We start from the raw sequence: 17762 nt of genomic DNA, 5'->3' as shown, positions 1-17762 counted from the left end.
ACCATGTCGAAATTCTTTATCGACCGTCCGATCTTCGCCTGGGTGATCGCTCTGGTGATCATGCTGGTCGGGGCTCTATCGATCCTCAAGTTGCCGATCAACCAGTACCCGAGCATCGCGCCGCCAGCCATCGCGATCCAGGTCACCTACCCGGGTGCGTCCGCGCAAACCGTGCAGGACACCGTGGTCCAGGTCATCGAGCAGCAGCTCAACGGTATCGACAACCTGCGTTATGTGTCCTCGGAGAGTAACTCCGACGGCAGCATGACCATCACCGCGACCTTCGAGCAGGGCACCAACTCCGATACCGCGCAGGTCCAGGTCCAGAACAAGCTGAACCTGGCCACCCCGCTGCTGCCGCAAGAAGTGCAGCAACAGGGTATCCGCGTGACCAAATCGGTGAGGAACTTCCTGATGGTGATCGGCGTGGTGTCGCGCGACGGCACCATGACCCGTGAGGACCTGTCCAACTACATCGTGTCCAACATGCAGGACCCGATCTCGCGCACGGCCGGTGTCGGTGACTTCCAGGTCTTCGGTGCCCAGTACGCCATGCGGATCTGGCTCGACCCGGCCAAGCTGAACAATTACAGCCTGACCCCGTCGGACGTGAGCACCGCCATTGCCGCGCAGAACGTCCAGGTCTCCTCGGGCCAGCTCGGCGGCCTGCCCGCCCTGCCCGGCCAGCAACTGAACGCCACCATCATCGGCAAGACCCGCTTGCAGACCGCCGAGCAGTTCAAGAAGATCCTGCTCAAGGTCAACCCGGACGGCTCGCAAGTACGCGTCGGTGACGTGGCGGAAGTCGGCCTGGGCGGTGAGAACTATGCCATCAATGCCCAGTTCAACGGTGCCCCGGCCTCGGGTCTGGCAGTACGACTGGCCACCGGTGCCAACGCCCTCGACACGGCCAAGGCCCTGCGCCAGACCGTCAATAACCTCAAGCCTTTCTTCCCACCTGGCATGGAAGTGGTATTCCCCTACGACACCACACCGGTGGTGAGCGAATCGATCAAGGGTGTAGTCGAAACCCTGGTCGAAGCCGTCGCCCTGGTGTTCCTGGTGATGTTCCTGTTCCTGCAGAACTTCCGCGCCACCATCATCACCACGATGACCGTGCCTGTGGTGCTGCTGGGTACGTTCGGGATCCTCGCGGCGTTCGGCTTCAGCATCAACACCTTGACCATGTTCGGCATGGTGCTGGCCATCGGCTTGCTGGTGGACGACGCCATCGTCGTGGTGGAAAACGTCGAACGGGTGATGAGCGAAGAAGGCCTGTCCCCCAAGGAAGCGACGAAAAAATCCATGGGCCAGATCCAGGGCGCCCTGGTGGGTATTGCCTTGGTACTTTCGGCGGTACTGTTGCCGATGGCGTTTTTCGGCGGCTCCACCGGTGTGATCTATAAACAGTTCTCCATCACCATCGTCTCGGCCATGGCCTTGTCGGTAATGGTGGCGCTGATCTTCACCCCGGCACTCTGCGCGACCATGCTCAAACCCATTCCCAAGGGTGACCATGGCGTAGCGAAACGTGGCTTCTTCGGCTGGTTCAACCGCAACTTCGACCGCAGCGTGCAAAGCTACGAACGGGGTGTCGGCAATATCCTGCGCCATAAAGCACCGTACCTGCTGGTCTACCTGATCATCGTCGTCGGCATGGTCTGGCTGTTCATGCGTATCCCGTCCTCGTTCCTCCCGGAAGAAGACCAGGGCGTGTTGTTTGCCCAGGTACAGACGCCCGCCGGCTCCAGTGCCGAGCGCACCCAGGTGGTGGTAGACAAGATGCGCGAGTTCCTGCTGCGTCCGGGCAAGGACGGCGGCGAAGGCGACGGTGTGGCGTCGGTGTTCACCGTGACCGGTTTCAACTTCGCCGGTCGTGGCCAGAGTTCGGGCATGGCGTTCATCATGCTCAAGCCGTGGGAAGAGCGTAACGCCGATAACACGGTGTTCAAGATCTCGGCCCGCGCCCAGCAACACTTCTTCACGTTCCGCGATGCGATGGTGTTCGCCTTCGCCCCACCGGCCGTGATGGAGCTGGGTAACGCCACCGGTTTCGACGTGTTCCTGCAGGACCGCGCCGGGATCGGCCACACCAAGTTGATGGAGGCGCGTAACCAGTTCCTGGGCATGGCGGCTCAAAGCAAGGTGTTGGCACAGGTACGTCCCAACGGCCTGAACGACGAACCGCAATACCAGCTGGAAATCGACGATGAGAAGGCCAGCGCCCTGGGCGTGACCATTTCGGACATCAACAGCACCCTGTCGATTGCCCTGGGCAGTAGCTATGTCAACGACTTCATCGACCGCGGTCGGGTGAAGAAGGTGTACGTGCAAGGCCAGCCGGGTGCCCGCATGAGCCCCGAAGACCTGAAGAAGTGGTACGTGCGCAACAGCTCCGGAACCATGGTGCCGTTCACCGCGTTCGCCAAGGGTGAGTGGATCTACGGTTCGCCGAAACTGGCCCGCTACAACGGTGTGGAAGCGATGGAAGTCCTGGGCGTTCCGGCGCCGGGTTACTCCACCGGTGAAGCCATGGCTGAAGTCGAAGCCATTGCCAAGAAGCTGCCGGCCGGTGTCGGTATTTCCTGGACCGGCCTGTCGTACGAAGAACGACTGGCAGGCTCCCAGGCGCCAGCGCTGTTCGCCCTGTCGATCCTGATGGTGTTCCTGTGCCTGGCGGCGTTGTATGAAAGCTGGTCGATCCCGATTGCGATCGTACTCGTGGTGCCGTTGGGGATCATCGGAGCATTGCTGGCCACCAGCTTGCGCGGTCTTTCCAATGACGTGTACTTTCTGGTGGGCCTCTTGACCACCATCGGCCTGGTCGCGAAAAACGCCATTCTGATCGTCGAGTTCGCCAAGGAACTGCACGAGCAGGGCAAGAGCTTGCAAGAGGCAGCCATCGAGGCTTGCCGGATGCGATTGCGGCCGATCATCATGACCTCGCTTGCGTTTATCCTGGGCGTCGTGCCTCTGGCGATCTCCACAGGTGCTGGTTCAGGCAGTCAACATGCCATCGGTACCGTGGTCATCGGCGGGATGATCACCGCCACCGTCCTGGCGATCTTCTGGGTGCCGCTGTTCTTCGTGGCCGTGTCGTCGATAGGTCGTCGCAAGCAGGACGACACCCCTGAAACTTTTAATGAGGCTGGGCAATGAGCAAGTCGCTACTCTCTCTGACCATCGCCGCCGTCGTGCTCAGCGGCTGCTCGCTGATCCCCGACTATCAGCGGCCCGAAGCACCGGTCGCGACACAATACCCGCAAGGCCCGGCCTACGAGCCGGCCAAGGCGGCCGGTCAGGCAGCCGCGGAACAGGGCTGGAAGCAGTTTTTCCATGACCCGGCCCTGCAGCAGCTGATCCAGGTCGCCCTGGAAAACAACCGCGACCTGCGTGTCGCGGCGCTGAACATCGATGCCTACGCCGCGCAGTACAACATCCAGCGGGCGGACCTGTTCCCGGCGGTCTCGGCCACGGGTTCCGGCAGCCGCCAGCGGGTACCGGCACGGGCCTCGCAAACCGGTGAAGCGGCCATCAGCAGCTCCTACTCGGCCACCCTGGGCATCAGCGCCTACGAACTGGACCTGTTCGGTCGGGTTCGCAGCCTGAGCGAGCAAGCGCTGCAAAGCTACTTCGCCACCGAAGAAGCCCGCCGCAGCACCCAGATCAGCCTGGTGGCCAGCGTCGCCAACGCTTACCTGACCTGGCAGGCCGACAAGGAACTGCTCAAGCTGACCCAGGAAACCCTGGTAACCTACGAGCAAAGCCTCAAGCTGACCACCCGCAGCGCCGATGTCGGCGTCGCCTCGGCGCTTGACCTGAGCCAGGCGCGCACGGCGGTGGAAAACGCCCGCGTGCAACTGGCCCGCTACACTCGCCAGGTGGCCCAGGACGAAAACAGCCTGACCCTGCTGCTGGGCACCGGCCTGCCGGCCAACCTGAACTCGCAACCGTTGAGCGCTGACCTGCTCAGCGAAGTGCCGGCCGGGTTGCCGTCGGACCTGCTGCAACGTCGTCCAGACATTCTCCAGGCCGAACACAACCTGCTTGCCGCCAACGCCAACATCGGCGCCGCACGGGCCGCGTTCTTCCCGAGCATCAGCCTGACGGCCAACGCCGGCACGCTGAGCCCGGACCTGTCCGGCCTGTTCAAGGGCGGCTCGGGGACCTGGACCTTCGCCCCGCAGATCAACCTGCCGATCTTCAACGCCGGCAGCCTGCGGGCGAGCCTGGATTACGCCAAGATCCAGAAAGACATCAACGTCGCGCAGTACGAGAAGTCGATTCAGACGGCATTCCAGGAAGTCTCCGACGGCCTGGCCGCACGCCAGACCTACAACGAACAGTTGCAGGCCCAGACCGACTTCGTGGCCGCCAACCAGGACTACTACCGCCTGGCCGAGCGTCGCTATCGCATTGGTGTCGACAGCAACCTGACCTTCCTCGACGCCCAACGCCAGTTGTTCAGCGCCCAACAATCGTTGATCACCGACCGCCTGGCGCAATTGACCAGCGAGGTCAATCTGTACAAGGCACTGGGTGGCGGCTGGAATGCCGAGACCGGCAAGAACGAGCCGGTGAAGGAAGAAGCGCCGAAGATGAAATTGTTCTGACTTGATGCTTGAACGCTGAAACACGAAGCCCACCGAGAGGTGGGCTTTTTGTTTGGGTTCTACAGAGTTGTGTGGGAGCAAGGCTTGCCCGCGAAGAAGGCGACATGGTCATTCTCCTGTGGGAGCGAGCTTGCTCGCGATGGTGGCCTGACAGGCGGCCGGGGGTTGTTTACTGAGTACATATCCATTGCTGCGGTAACGGCCACTTAGGGTTTCGCCCTGACGGCGACTTACTTTCTTTCAAACGCCAAAGAAAGTAAGCAAAGAACGCTGGCCCCACCACTCGGCACCTCGCCTACGCTCGGTGTGCCCTCACTCCGGCATTGCTCCGTGGGCCCGCCGCGAAGGGCCATCCATGGCCCAGCGCGGCTATCCCGGCATCCATGCCGGGATGCCCACTGCGCAATGCCTGCGTTCGGCCAGCGTGGTTAATGGGGCATTCAAGATCAAAAGCAAAAGCAAAAGCGCGTGATCAACTGAAGTACTGTCATCGCGAGCAAGCTTTGCTCCCACAGCCCAGCTGGGGGATAGCCCCACTTGGCTAACGCGGGTCGACGATATCCAACGCACGATTAGCCAATAGCTCACTCAATTCAACCATCTGCGCCACGCCCAATGCGACATGCCGCCGCGAGCCTTCCAGATCGAACGCCAGATCATTGACCATGGCATTGGCCGAGGCCAGGGTTTCGCTGAGATTCGCCAGCAGAGACTCGGTGTCGAGGGTATCGATGACGGTGAAAACTTGAGTTGAGGTTTTGGGCTTGGGATCAGGGTGGGTGCCAAGATGGAAATCGAGTGCTCGGTCTGCTGCCTCTTGGAGTTTGTCTGGATCGGGGTCGTTGTAGGGGAAGGTGGAGCCGGGCGCAGGGGGATTGGGTGTTTCTTTGATCATGATGGTGCTCCTAACGAAAATGGGAGCCGCCAGCATCACTTGCAGATGATAGGTGGCAGCTGTGTACGGGTCTGCAAGACCGAGTCGTTAGGCAACCTCGGCAGACCCGAAGGTCTCCCGCACACAGCCACCATAAAACGATGGCATCAGAAAACGCCATGGATTATAGGGGCGCGGCTAGGCGCCTAACAAATTCGGCGGGCTTGCAGTCCCGGTCGCTGAATGGGCAGCGACACAAAAAGGCTAGAGGCACGGCTTCCGAGCGACAACCTTAAAAGCTTGTCGGAAAAATCGACGCGTCTGTCAGACCGTCCACGAACCCTGTGGGAGCGAGCCTGCTCGCGATAGCGGAGGACCAGGCACAGCTGTGTTGTCTGACACGCCGCTTTCGCGAGCAGGCTCGCTCCCACAGGGTTTTGTGGTTCGGCTCAGGTGTTTTTGCCGTTCGATAATCGCCCAAAACCGATAATCGCCAATTGAAGCGATCCCGGCCTGCCCTTCACCATCCCTCGCACACAACAAGAACGACAGGTGCCTCGCCATGACCTCACGCCCCGCCTCGCCCGGCTGATCCACAGCCATCTACCCGTTGGTTCCACCGTTTCGTCTGCAACCCAGGTTTGCGGCAGCGGTTCTTTTCGTCCATAAAAAATAGAGACACGCCCATGAAGTCCACACAGCATTTGTTCCCCAGCCTCATCGCCGTTGCCCTGGCCGGTTCCGCCCTGCCTGTCCTGGCCGCAGAGTCGGGGTTTGTCGAAGATGCGAAGGTCAATCTCAACCTGCGCAACTTCTACTTCAACCGCAACTTCACCAACCCGAGCGCGGCCCAGGGCAAGGCCGAGGAATGGACCCAGAGTTTCATCCTCGACGCCAAGTCCGGTTTCACCCAGGGCCCGGTGGGGTTCGGCATGGACGTGCTGGGCCTGTACTCGATCAAGCTCGATGGCGGCAAAGGCACCGCCGGCACCCAGTTGCTGCCGGTCCACGATGACGGCCGCCCGGCCGATGACTTCGGTCGCCTGGGGGTAGCCCTCAAGGCCAAGGTGTCGAAGACCGAACTGAAGGTCGGCGAATGGATGCCGGTGTTGCCGATCCTGCGTTCCGACGACGGTCGTTCCCTGCCGCAAACCTTCCGCGGTGGCCAGGTCACTTCCACCGAAATCAGCGGCCTGAGCCTCTACGGCGGCCAGTTCCGCGGCAACAGCCCGCGCAACGATGCGAGCATGGAAGACATGTTCATGAACGGCCGCCCGGCCTTCACCTCCGACCGCTTCAACTTCGGCGGCGGCGAGTATGCCTTCAACGACAAACGCACCCAGGTCGGTGTCTGGTACTCGGAACTGAGCGACATCTACCAGCAGCAGTATTTCAACCTGACCCACAGCCAACCCATCGGCGACTGGACCCTGGGCGCCAACCTCGGCTACTTCATCGGCAAGGAAAACGGCAGCGCCCTGGCCGGCGACCTGGACAACAAGACCGCCTTCGCCATGCTCTCGGCCAAGTACGGTGGCAACACCTTCTACGTCGGCCTGCAGAAACTCAGCGGCGACGATGCCTGGATGCGCGTCAACGGCACCAGCGGCGGCACCCTGGCCAACGACAGCTACAACTCCAGCTACGACAACGCCAAGGAAAAATCCTGGCAAGTGCGCCACGACTTCAACTTCGCCGCCGTCGGCGTGCCGGGCCTGACCCTGATGAACCGCTACATCAGCGGCGACAACGTGCACACCGCCACGGTGGACGACGGCAAGGAATGGGGTCGTGAAAGCGAACTGGCGTACACCGTGCAGAGCGGTGCGTTGAAGAACCTCAATGTGAAATGGCGCAACTCGACGCTGCGGCGGGACTTCAGCACCAACGAGTTCGATGAGAACCGGTTGATTGTCAGCTATCCGATGAGTTTGTTGTAAGGCGGCTGGGGTGGGTCTGTCGTTCAGGTGGCGGCTGACCCACCGCTTTCGCGAGCAGGCTCGCTCCCACAGAGGATGTGCGGTGTACGCAGAATCTGAACGCGACGCCAAACCACTGTGGGAGCCGAGCTTGCTCGCGATGGCGGCGGTACATCCAACCTCTATGCAAGCTGACCCACCGCTATCGCGAGCAGGCTCGCTCCCACAGGGGATTTGCGGTGTACGCAGAATCTGCATACTGCACTGAACCACTGTGGGAGCGAGCCTGCTCGCGATGGCGGTGGCACATTCAACATCTTCATCGACTGCCCCACCGGGATTACGATGAGCCTACTCTCGGGACTCGACACCCAACTCGTCCCACACCGACTCGGCCAGGTGGAACGTGGCGTTGGCGGCAGGAATGCCGCAGTAGATGGCGCTCTGCATGATCACTTCCTTGATCTCGCCACGGCTCACGCCATTGTTGGCCGCGGCGCGCAGGTGCAGCTTGAGCTCTTCGTTGCGGTTCATGCCGATCAGCATGGCGATGGTGATCAGGCTGCGGGTGTGGCGCGGCAGGCCCGGACGGGTCCAGATGTCGCCCCAGGCGTGACGGGTGATCATCTCCTGGAATTCGCTGTTGAATTCGGTCAAAGCATTGAGGCAGCGATCCACATGGGCATCGCCCAGCACCGCGCGGCGGACTTGCATGCCTTCGTCGTAGCGTTGTTTCTCGTCCACAAAAAACTCCTCAGGCGCGACTGGAATCAAGCAGGAAATCCAACACCCGCTCGCTGAACGCAGCGCCGGCCTGGACGTTTGACAGGTGCGCGGCATGGAACTCGGCATACTGCGCCCCGCTGACCCGCTCCTGGATAAAATGCCCGCCCGACGGCGGCGTCACCGCATCTTCGATACCGGCCACCACCAACAGCGGCACACGGATCGAGGACAATTGATCGCGAAAATCGGCATCGCGCACCGCAGCGCAGTTGGCGGCATACCCCTGGGGCGAGGTGGCGGCGAGCATGTCGGTGATTTTCCTCGCCGTGTCCGGGTTGGCCTGGGCGAATTCAGGGGTGAACCAGCGGGCAATCGAGGCATCGCGCAGCGCCACCATGGCCGCCTTGCCGTCACGCAGCACGGTTTCGATGCGCGGGTTCCACATCGACGGATCACCGATCTTGGCCGCAGTGTTGCACACCACCAACTTGTGCAGTCGCTCGCCGGCATTGATGCCCAGCCATTGGCCGATCAGACCACCCATGGACAACCCGCAGAAGTGCACCTTGTCGATGTCCAGCGCGTCGAGCATCGCCAGCACATCGCGGCCCAATTGCTCGATGCTGTAGGGGCCTTCGGTGACCAGCGACTGGCCGTGACCACGGGTGTCGAAACGCAGCACGCGAAAGTGCTCGCTGAACGCCGCGATCTGCTCGTCCCACATGTGCAGGTCGGTGCCCAGGGAGTTGGACAACACCAGCACCGGCGCGTCTGGCCGGCCGTCAAAGCAATAGTTCAGTTCGCCGTCGGCGAGTTTGACGAATCCCACAACAATCTCCTTTCAGGCCTTCAAAGCCAGGTGTTCGGCCACTGCCCGGGCGACCCAGGTCTGGGCCTGGCCGAGGTAATGGGCGGGGTTGAGCAAATGATCGAGTTCGGCAGCGGACAGGTGCGCGCAAACCTGGGATTCGTCTCCCAGCACGTCGCGCAGGTGACGTTGTTCGGCCACGGCACGCTTGCAGCACTGCTCCAGCAGATGGTGCGCGGTGTCCCGTCCGACACGCTGGGCCAAGACGATGCTCACCGCTTCGGCCAGCACCAGGCCCTGGGTCAGTTCGAGGTTGCGGGCCATGCGCGCCGCATCCACCTCCAGCCCTTCGGCCAGCAGCCGCGCCTGTTGCAGGGCGCCGGACACCAGGCAGCAGATTTCCGGCAGGGTTTCCCATTCGGCATGCCAGAGGCCCAGGCTGCGCTCATGCTCCTGGGGCATCGCACTGAACAACGTCGACAACAAGCCAGGCACCCGTGTCGCCGCGCCGATCAGTACCGCCGCGCCCACCGGGTTGCGCTTGTGGGGCATGGTCGACGAACCGCCCTTGCCCGGTGCCGACGGCTCGAACGCTTCGCCGGCCTCGGTCTGCATCAACAGGCTGACGTCGCGGCCGAGCTTGCCCAGGCTGCCGGCGATCAGGCCCAGCACCGAGCCGAACTCCACCAACCGGTCGCGCTGAGTGTGCCAGGGCTGTTCCGGCAGACCCAGTCGCAGCTCGGCGGCCAGGGCTTCGGCGACCGGCAGCGCCTGTTCACCCAATGCGGCGAGCGTTCCGGAAGCACCGCCGAATTGCAGCACCAGCAAGCGCGGCTTGAGCTCCGACAGACGTTGGCGGCTGCGGCTGATCGCGCCCAGCCATCCGGCGATTTTCATGCCCAGGGTCACCGGTGTCGCATGCTGCAGCCAGGTGCGCCCGGCCAACGGCGTGGCGGCGTAGCGCTCGGCTTGTCGGGCCAGGATGGCGGCCAGTTGCGCCAGCTCGCCTTCGATCAGTTCCAGTGCCTGGCGCAGTTGCAAGACCAGGCCACTGTCCATCACGTCCTGGCTGGTGGCCCCCAGGTGCACGTACCGCTCAGCCTCGGCGTGCTCGCTGGCAATGCGTTTGCCCAAGGCCTTGACCAGCGGGATCGCCGAATTGCCGGCACTGGCAATCGCTTCGCCCAAAGCCGAAAAGTCGTACAACTGGGCGTGACAGGCAGCCTCGATGGGAGCCACCGCGTCCTGGGGGATCAGCCCTACCCGCGCCTCGGCCCTGGCCAGTGCCGCCTCGACGTCGAGCATGGCCTGCACCCGGCCCGCATCGCAGAACACCTCGCGCATGTCGCGGGCGGTGAAGTAGGCATCAAACAGCTGATTGCCCGGTCGTTCGCTCATAAACAGTCCTTGGGTGCGCCGGCCTCACGGCCGGTCGCGGTGGGATCAAAGGAGTGGTTCAAAGATCGTGGTGCAAATACGTCGGCTGCTTCGGCAGGCGCAGGCTGAACAGAAACGCCACCACCATCATGACCGTGACGTACCAGTAAAAGGCGTTTTCCATGCCCTGGGCTTTCAGACTCAAGGCAACGTACTCCGCCGAGCCGCCAAAAATCGCATTCGCCACCGCGTAGGCCAACCCTACCCCCAGCGCCCGCACTTCGGGTGGAAACATTTCAGCTTTTACCAGGCCGCTGATGGAGGTGTAGAAGCTGACGATTGCCAGTGCCAGGGTAATCAGGACGAACGCCAGAAATGGGCTGCTGATGCTTTTGAGGGTCAGCAGGATCGGCACCGTACACACAGCCCCCAACGCGCCGAACCAGAGCATGGAATTGCGGCGACCGATCTTGTCCGCCAGCATGCCGAACAGCGGTTGCATGCACATGTAGAGAAACAGTGCGCCGGTCATGATGTAACTGGCGGTCTTGGCCTGCAGGCCCGCGGTGTTCACCAGGTATTTCTGCATGTAGGTGGTGAAGGTGTAGAAAATCAGCGAACCGCCGGCGGTGTAACCCAGCACGGTGATGAACGCGGCCTTGTGGTCGCGAAACAGCGCGGCGATGCTGCCGGCGTCCTTGTTCTCGCGCATTTCCTTGCTGCTGGTTTCCTTCAGGGAGCGGCGCAGGAACAGGGAAATCAATGCCGCCACGGCACCGACCACGAAGGGGATCCGCCAGCCATAGGCACGCAGTTCGTCTTCGTTGAGGAACTGTTGCAGGATCACCACCAACGATACGGCCAGCAGTTGCCCGCCGATCAACGTCACGTACTGGAATGAAGCGAAAAAGCCACGCTGGCCCTTGAGGGCGACTTCGCTCATGTAAGTGGCGGTGGTGCCGTATTCGCCCCCAACCGACAAACCTTGCAGCAAGCGGGCGAACAACAGCAACAGCGGCGCCCAGACGCCAATGTCCTTGTAGGTGGGCAGGCAGGCGATGAGCAACGAGCCGAAGCACATCATCAACACCGAAATCATCATCGAGTTCTTGCGCCCATGACGGTCCGCCACCCGGCCGAAAATCCAACCGCCAATCGGCCGCATCAGGAACCCGGCGGCGAAGACACCGGCGGTATTGACCAGTTGCACCGTGGGGTTGTCGGAAGGGAAGAAGGCCGGCGCGAAATAGATCGCGCAGAACGCATAGACGTAGAAGTCGAACCATTCGACCAGGTTGCCGGAGGAGGCACCGACGATGGCGAAAATGCGCTTGTTGCGTTCTTCACCGGTGTAGTGGCTGGTTTGGGTGGTCATGGGTTATTCACTCTTGGGGACTCAACAAAGTCTAGACACACTTCGTAACAGTCCCGTTCCACAGATCGTTCCTACGCTCTGCGTGGGAATGTAGCCGGGGACGCTCTGCGTCCCAAAAGCCGAACGCGGAGCGTCCGTTGAGGCATTTCCACGCAGAGCGTGGGAACGATCAGCACAGGTACAGCCATCAGTAGTCGAAGAACACCGTCTCGGCATCCGTGCCCTGAAGAATCACATTCCACTGGTACACGCCCGATCCATCGGGTTTGCTCACGATAGTGGCTCGACGCTCTTCAGGGACGCAGGCCAGCAACGGGTCGGCTTCGTTGGCCTGTTCGCCATCGAAGTAGATACGCGTCAACAGGTGTTTGACCAACCCACGAGCGAATACCAGTACCACCAGGTGCGGTGCCTGGGTCGTGCCGCCCAGGCCCGGCACGGTGCCCGGCTTGATGGTGGTGAAGCGAAAACGCCCCTCGGCGTCCACCGGCACACGACCGAAACCTTCGAAATTCGGGTCCAGGGGTTTGTCCTGATCATCTTCAGGGTGAGCGTATTTGCCAGCGGCGTTGGCCTGCCAGACTTCCAGCATCGCGTCGTTGACGAACTCGCCGTTACCGTCGATCACCTGCCCGGTGATCGCCACGCGTTGGCCGAGGGTTTCGGCGACGGTCAAGTCTTCGCGGTTCAGCCAGGTCAGGCCGATGTGGTAGTAAGGGCCAACGGTATGGGACGTGGTGGCGGTAAGCGTCATCTTATTTCTCCATCGGCGTGGCATCGCGGCCGCGCAAGACGATGTCCCAGCGATAACCGAGGGCGTAGTGAGGGATGGTTTTTTCCAGGTCGAAGCTGGCGATCAGGCGTTCCTTGGCACGGGTGTCCGGCACGCAGTTGTAGATCGGGTCGTATTCCAGCAGCGGGTCGCCGGGGAAATACATCTGCGTCACCAGGCGCGTCAGGATGCTTGGCCCGAACAACGAGAAATGGATATGCGCCGGGCGCCAGGCGTTGTGATGGTTGCCCCAGGGGTAGGCACCGGGCTTGATGGTCTGGAACTGATACCAGCCGTCGGCGTCGGTGATGGCGCGACCGGTGCCGGTGAAGTTCGGATCCAGCGGCGCATCGTGTTTGTCGCGGTCGTGGTGATAGCGACCGGCGGCGTTGGCCTGCCAGATCTCCACCAGAATGCCCGGCACGGGATGGCCGTTCTCATCCAGCACACGTCCGTGAATGATGATCCGTTCCCCCAGTGGCTCGCCGGCATGCTGGGCGGTCAGGTCATTGTCCTTCTCCTGGACACGCTCAGCGCCGATGGTCGGGCCGGTAATTTCCGACAGCGAATGAGGCAGGTGCACCAACGGCTTGGACGGCGAGCGCAGGTTGGTGGACTGATACGGCGGGTGCAGGTACTCCGGCTGGGTGCCCGCTTGGGGGCGACGGTAACCAGGCTTGTCAGTCATGAAGCATTCCTCGGTTTTCTTATGAGTAGTACGACGCGTCAGACGCGTTCGATCGCCAATGCCAGGCCCTGGCCGACGCCGACACACATGGTCGCCAAGCCTTTCTTGCCGCCGGTTTTTTCCAGATGATGCAGCGCCGTCAACACCAGTCGTGCCCCGCTCATCCCCAATGGATGCCCGAGTGCGATGGCGCCGCCGTTCGGGTTGACCTGCGGCGCGTCATCGGCCACCCCCAGTTCGCGCAGCACCGCCAGGCCCTGGCTGGCAAACGCTTCATTGAGTTCGATCACATCGAAATCGGCGACCGCCAGGCCCAGGCGCTCGATCAACTTGCGCACCGCCGGCACCGGGCCGATACCCATCACCCGTGGCGCCACGCCGGCACTGGCCATGCCCAGCACTTTGCCGCGGGGGGTCAGGCCGTGTTTTTTCACCGCTGCGGCCGAGGCCAGGATCAGTGCCGCCGCACCGTCGTTCACACCCGAGGCGTTGCCGGCGGTGACGGTCTTGTCCGGGCCGTTGACCGGCTTGAGTTTGTTCAAGGCCTCCAGTGTGGTGTCGGCACGGGGATGCTCGTCCTGCTCGACCACGGTTTCGCCTTTCTTGTGGGCAATGCGCACCGGTACGATTTCTTCGGCGAAAAATCCTGCGGCCTGGGCCGCCGCCGTGCGTTGCTGGCTGCGCAGGGCAAACGCATCCTGATCGGCGCGGGACACCGCGTAATCGTCCGCCACGTTATCGGCGGTCTGCGGCATTGCGTCCACGCCGTACTGGGCTTTCATCAATGGGTTGATGAAGCGCCAGCCAATGGTGGTGTCTTCCAGTTTCATGTTGCGGGAAAACGCCGCATCAGCCTTGCCCATCACGAACGGCGCGCGGGACATCGATTCCACGCCGCCGGCAATGGCCAGTTCCATTTCGCCACTGGCAATGGCGCGGAACGCCGTGCCGATGGCGTCCATGCCCGAAGCGCAGAGACGGTTGAGGGTCACGCCGGGAATGCTCTCCGGCAACCCTGCCAGCAACAGCGCCATGCGCGCCACGTTGCGGTTGTCTTCGCCGGCCTGGTTGGCGCAGCCGAGGAACACCTCGTCCACCGCGCTCCAGTCCACCGACGGGTTACGCTCCATCAGTGCCTTGATCGGCACGGCCGCCAGGTCATCGGCACGCACGGCAGACAGTGCGCCGCCAAAGCGGCCGATGGGGGTTCGAATCGCATCACAGATATAGACGTCGCGCATCAGGCTTCTCCCGGTGCCTGGCCGTGGGCCGCAGCCGTGCGAGCTTCCAGGTCGCGCAGTGCGCGCAGCTCCACGTCAGTCGGTTCGGCGGTGGTGTGCACCTGGTCGGCGAAACGGATCGCCCACCCGGTGGCCGCAATGACTTGCTCGCGGGTCACGCCGGGGTGCAGTGAAGTGACCACGAATTCATGGGTACCGGCTTCCGGCTCCATGATGCACAGGTCGGTGATGATACCCACCGGCCCCGCACCTGGCAGGCCCAGGCGCTTGCGCGAATCGCCGCCTTCGCCGTGACCGACCGAGGTGATGAAGTCCAGCTTATCGACGAAGGAGCGCGCCGACTGCTTGAGGATGATCAGCACGCTCTTGGCGGAACCGGCGATTTCCGGTGCACCGCCGGCGCCCGGCAGACGGACTTTTGGCTGATGGTAGTTGCCCACCACCGTGGTGTTGATGTTGCCGAAACGATCGACCTGGGCCGCGCCGAGGAAACCGACGTCGATACGTCCGCCCTGCAGCCAGTAGCGAAAAATCTCACCGGTCGGTACGACGGTATCCGCCGTCTCAGCCAACTCACCGTCGCCAATGGACAGTGGCAACACGCTGGGCTTGGCACCGATCGGGCCGGACTCGTAGATCAGCACGACGTCCGGCGACGAGGTCAACCGCGCCAGGTTGGCCGCTTTCGATGGCAGGCCGATGCCGACGAAGCACACGGCGTTGTTCTTCAACCGACGGGCCGCGGCAACGGTCATCATTTCGTTGGTGGAGTACGTCATTGTTTCGCCTCCGAAGCGGCTGCCAGTTTGGCCTGCAATTCACTGAAATCCCGAGTGCCATGGATGTATTCGTCGATCCACGCGGTAAAGGCCCCACGGTCCCGGGCGATGGCGTCCCACGCCTGGTAGAAACGATTGTCACGCTCGGTGTAGCCATGAGCGTAGGACGGATGAGCACCACCGGGCACATGGCAGACCGCGCTCAGGGCCCAGGTCGGCAGGACGCAGGCATTCATCGGCGCGTTCAGGTCGTCGACGATCTCTTCCACGGTGACGATGCAGCGCTTGGCGGCCAGGGCGGCCTCTTTCTGCACACCGAGGATGCCCCACAACAACACGTTGCCCTTGCGGTCGGCTTTCTGGGCGTGGATCACGGTGACGTCGGGGCGCACCGAAGGCACTGCGGCCAGGACTTCACCGGTAAAGGGGCAGGTCACGCTTTTGATCAGCGGGTTGACCTTCGGCAGGTCGGAACCGGCATAGGCCCGCAACACGGCAAATGGCAAGCCGGAAGCGCCGGCGACGTAGGCGTTGGCCAGGTCGGCGTGGCTGTGCTCCTCGATCTCCAGGGGCTGCGGCCACTGTTTTTCCACGGCATCGCGCAGGCGGTGCAGCGAGCCCACGCCCGGGTTGCCACCCCAGGAGAAAATCAATTTGCGAGCACAGCCTGCGCCGATCAGTTGGTCATAGATCAGGTCCGGGGTCATCCGCACCAGGGTCAGGTCTTTCTTGCCCTGGCGAATGATTTCATGACCCGCCGCCGTCGGGATCAAGTGAGTGAAGCCTTCGAGGGCGACGGTATCGCCGTCGTTGACGAATTGCTTCACCGCGTCGTGCAGCGAAAGGATTTCAGCCATGGGCAGGCTCCCGTTTTCCAGTGGACCGACATGAAGAAAAAGGCGCGAGGTTCAGCGCCGGAGTGACTGAAGATTAAGCTGCGGGAAAAAGCCAAACAATCCGATAATCGACTGAGTGTTCGTTTATCGAACGCATTGTTGCTTGGCTATCGATTTACTTGGTCAATGAATTCCGGGTGGGAGCGAGCCTGCTCGCGATGGCGGTGTATCAGGCAATAGAATCGCTACTGATAGATGGCTATCGCGAGCAGGCTCGCTCCCACAGGGGTAAGGCGCTCAGGCCAGCGAGTCAGGTCGCATCCGCATGACTGACCACGCCTTTGATCACCACGGCCGCAGTCGCCAACGCGGCAGGAATGACCAGGGCGGTCAGCACCTGCTCGAAGTTCCAGCCCAGACCCAGCAAAGTCGCCCCCATCCAGGCCCCGAGGATCGCGCCGAAACGACCGATGCCGAGCATCCACGACACCCCCGTGGCCCGGCCCTGGGTCGGGTAGAAACGCGCCGCCAGGGAAGGCATCGCCGATTGCGCGCCGTTGACGCACATGCCGGCCACCAGCACCAACGTCGCGAGCAACGTGATATGGCCCAGGCTCTGCCCTACTGCGTAGGCAAATATTCCGGCCATCAGGTAGAAAAAGCCGATGACCTTGTGGGGATTGAACCGATCCATCGCCCAGCCCACGCCCACTGCACTCAGGACGCCACCCAACTGGAACAGCGCGCCGATGAAAGCGGCCTGTTCCATGCTTGCGCCGCTGTCGCGCATCAGCGTCGGCAGCCAACTGGTCAACAGATAAACGATCACCAGCCCCATGAAATAGGTCAGCCACAGCAACAATGTACCGGCGCTGTAGGTACCGGAGAAAATCACCGCGAGGACGTTTCGGGCCTTCACGGTTTTCTGCTCGGGGACACTGAAGCTGGCCGCCTGGGCAATGGTGGCTGGGTCGATCGGTGCCAGGGCCTTGCGTACCTTGTCGGTGCCACGATTGCGCACGAGCAGGTAGCGCGCCGACTCCGGTAGCCAGAACAGCAGCACCACCGCCAGGATCAATGGCAGGATCCCGCCGATCAACAGCAAGCTGTGCCAGCCGAACGTCGGGATCAGTTTGGCCGAGATAAAGCCGCCGCCGGCCATCCCCAGGTTGAATCCGCAGAACATGCTGGTCACCAGCAGGGATTTCTTGCGCTCCGGGGTGTATTCCGACAGCAAGGTGGTGGCATTCGGCATCCCTGCGCCCAACCCCAGGCCCGTCAGGAAGCGCAGCACCAGCAATTGCTCGACATTGGCGCTATAGGCCGACGCCAGGCTGAACGCACCGAACAGCACGACCGCACCGACCAGGACGACCTTTCGCCCGAAGCGGTCAGCCAGCGGACCGGAGCCCAGCGCGCCGAAGACCATGCCGATCAGCGCCGCGCTCATGACCGGGCCGAGGCTGGCGCGATCGATACCCCAATCCTGGGACAGGGCCGGGGCGATGAAGCCCATGGCCGCGGTGTCGAGGCCATCGAGGAAGACAATCAGGAAACAAAGGATCACCACCCGCCACTGATAGCGCGAAATGGGTTGTCCGTTGATGAAGGACTGCACGTCGAGGCAATGGCCTACGGAGGTCTGGGGCTGGTTCATCGTCTGTCTCATTATTATTGTGCCGGGCCCTACATGGGTGGGCCCGATCGCGCCGGATGACGCTGCCGCGACATTAATGAGGCCAGATAAACACCGT

General features: G+C 62.3%; 14 protein-coding genes. 3 read left to right on the top strand and 11 right to left on the bottom strand.

What is annotated here, in order from left to right; genetic code table 11:
* The first annotated feature begins 3 nt into the window (after window positions 1-3).
* Window positions 4-3159: an efflux RND transporter permease subunit EmhB gene (emhB, locus tag PCOSP_RS06805; protein ID WP_139650377.1), complete on the top strand. Its 3156-nt coding sequence runs from the start codon at window positions 4-6 to the stop codon at window positions 3157-3159.
* The gene (gene adeC, locus PCOSP_RS06800) at window positions 3156-4613 is read left to right on the top strand and encodes an AdeC/AdeK/OprM family multidrug efflux complex outer membrane factor (RefSeq protein WP_139650378.1); all 1458 of its coding nucleotides are present in this window, start codon (window positions 3156-3158) and stop codon (window positions 4611-4613) included. The genes emhB and adeC overlap by 4 nt, the downstream gene beginning before the upstream one ends.
* 541 nt (window positions 4614-5154) lie before the next feature.
* Here adeC and PCOSP_RS06795 read toward each other — a convergent pair.
* Complete coding sequence (locus tag PCOSP_RS06795; RefSeq protein WP_139650379.1) at window positions 5155-5508, bottom strand: DUF6124 family protein; 354 nt, start codon at window positions 5506-5508, stop codon at window positions 5155-5157.
* A 665-nt stretch (window positions 5509-6173) separates the two neighbouring features.
* Between PCOSP_RS06795 and PCOSP_RS06790 the strand changes: the two genes are divergently transcribed.
* On the top strand, window positions 6174-7427 hold the full coding sequence (locus tag PCOSP_RS06790; RefSeq protein WP_464710608.1) for an OprD family porin: 1254 nt from the start codon (window positions 6174-6176) through the stop codon (window positions 7425-7427).
* A gap of 330 nt (window positions 7428-7757) precedes the next feature.
* On the opposite strand, the gene pcaC is transcribed toward PCOSP_RS06790, so the two are convergent.
* The 10 genes from pcaC to pcaK all read right to left on the bottom strand — a co-directional run bounded on the left by pcaC (window position 7758) and on the right by pcaK (window position 17665).
* On the bottom strand, window positions 7758-8150 hold the full coding sequence (gene pcaC, locus PCOSP_RS06785; RefSeq protein WP_464710606.1) for a 4-carboxymuconolactone decarboxylase: 393 nt from the start codon (window positions 8148-8150) through the stop codon (window positions 7758-7760).
* Window positions 8151-8160: 10 nt separating this feature from the next.
* Entirely contained in the window at window positions 8161-8961 is an 801-nt protein-coding gene (gene pcaD, locus PCOSP_RS06780; RefSeq protein WP_139647668.1) for a 3-oxoadipate enol-lactonase, read from the bottom strand.
* A gap of 12 nt (window positions 8962-8973) precedes the next feature.
* The gene (locus PCOSP_RS06775; protein WP_139647666.1) at window positions 8974-10338 is read right to left on the bottom strand and encodes a 3-carboxy-cis,cis-muconate cycloisomerase; all 1365 of its coding nucleotides are present in this window, start codon (window positions 10336-10338) and stop codon (window positions 8974-8976) included.
* 58 nt (window positions 10339-10396) lie between these two features.
* A complete protein-coding gene (locus PCOSP_RS06770; protein WP_464710605.1) occupies window positions 10397-11692 on the bottom strand; it encodes an MFS family transporter in 1296 nt (431 codons plus the stop codon).
* A 187-nt stretch (window positions 11693-11879) separates the two neighbouring features.
* Window positions 11880-12446 (bottom strand): protocatechuate 3,4-dioxygenase subunit alpha, encoded by a 567-nt coding sequence (gene pcaG, locus PCOSP_RS06765; RefSeq protein WP_175363741.1) that lies wholly within the window; start codon window positions 12444-12446, stop codon window positions 11880-11882.
* A 1-nt stretch (window position 12447) separates the two neighbouring features.
* On the bottom strand, window positions 12448-13152 hold the full coding sequence (gene pcaH, locus PCOSP_RS06760; RefSeq protein ID WP_175363742.1) for a protocatechuate 3,4-dioxygenase subunit beta: 705 nt from the start codon (window positions 13150-13152) through the stop codon (window positions 12448-12450).
* Between the two features lie 38 nt (window positions 13153-13190).
* Window positions 13191-14396, bottom strand: a complete 1206-nt coding sequence (gene pcaF / locus PCOSP_RS06755) for a 3-oxoadipyl-CoA thiolase (RefSeq protein WP_175363769.1) — start codon at window positions 14394-14396, stop codon at window positions 13191-13193.
* Entirely contained in the window at window positions 14393-15172 is a 780-nt protein-coding gene (locus PCOSP_RS06750; RefSeq protein ID WP_175386820.1) for a CoA-transferase subunit beta, read from the bottom strand. The genes pcaF and PCOSP_RS06750 overlap by 4 nt, the downstream gene beginning before the upstream one ends.
* Window positions 15169-16029: a CoA transferase subunit A gene (locus tag PCOSP_RS06745; RefSeq protein WP_139647657.1), complete on the bottom strand. Its 861-nt coding sequence runs from the start codon at window positions 16027-16029 to the stop codon at window positions 15169-15171. The genes PCOSP_RS06750 and PCOSP_RS06745 overlap by 4 nt, the downstream gene beginning before the upstream one ends.
* A 289-nt stretch (window positions 16030-16318) precedes the next feature.
* Window positions 16319-17665 (bottom strand): 4-hydroxybenzoate transporter PcaK, encoded by a 1347-nt coding sequence (gene pcaK, locus PCOSP_RS06740; RefSeq protein WP_139647655.1) that lies wholly within the window; start codon window positions 17663-17665, stop codon window positions 16319-16321.
* Between the last annotated feature and the right edge of the window lie 97 nt (window positions 17666-17762).

It is taken from the genome of Pseudomonas sp. MAFF 730105, from assembly GCF_055380705.1.
Note: the sequence above shows the minus strand (reverse complement) of the source record. Positions and strands in the feature narration are given on the sequence as shown.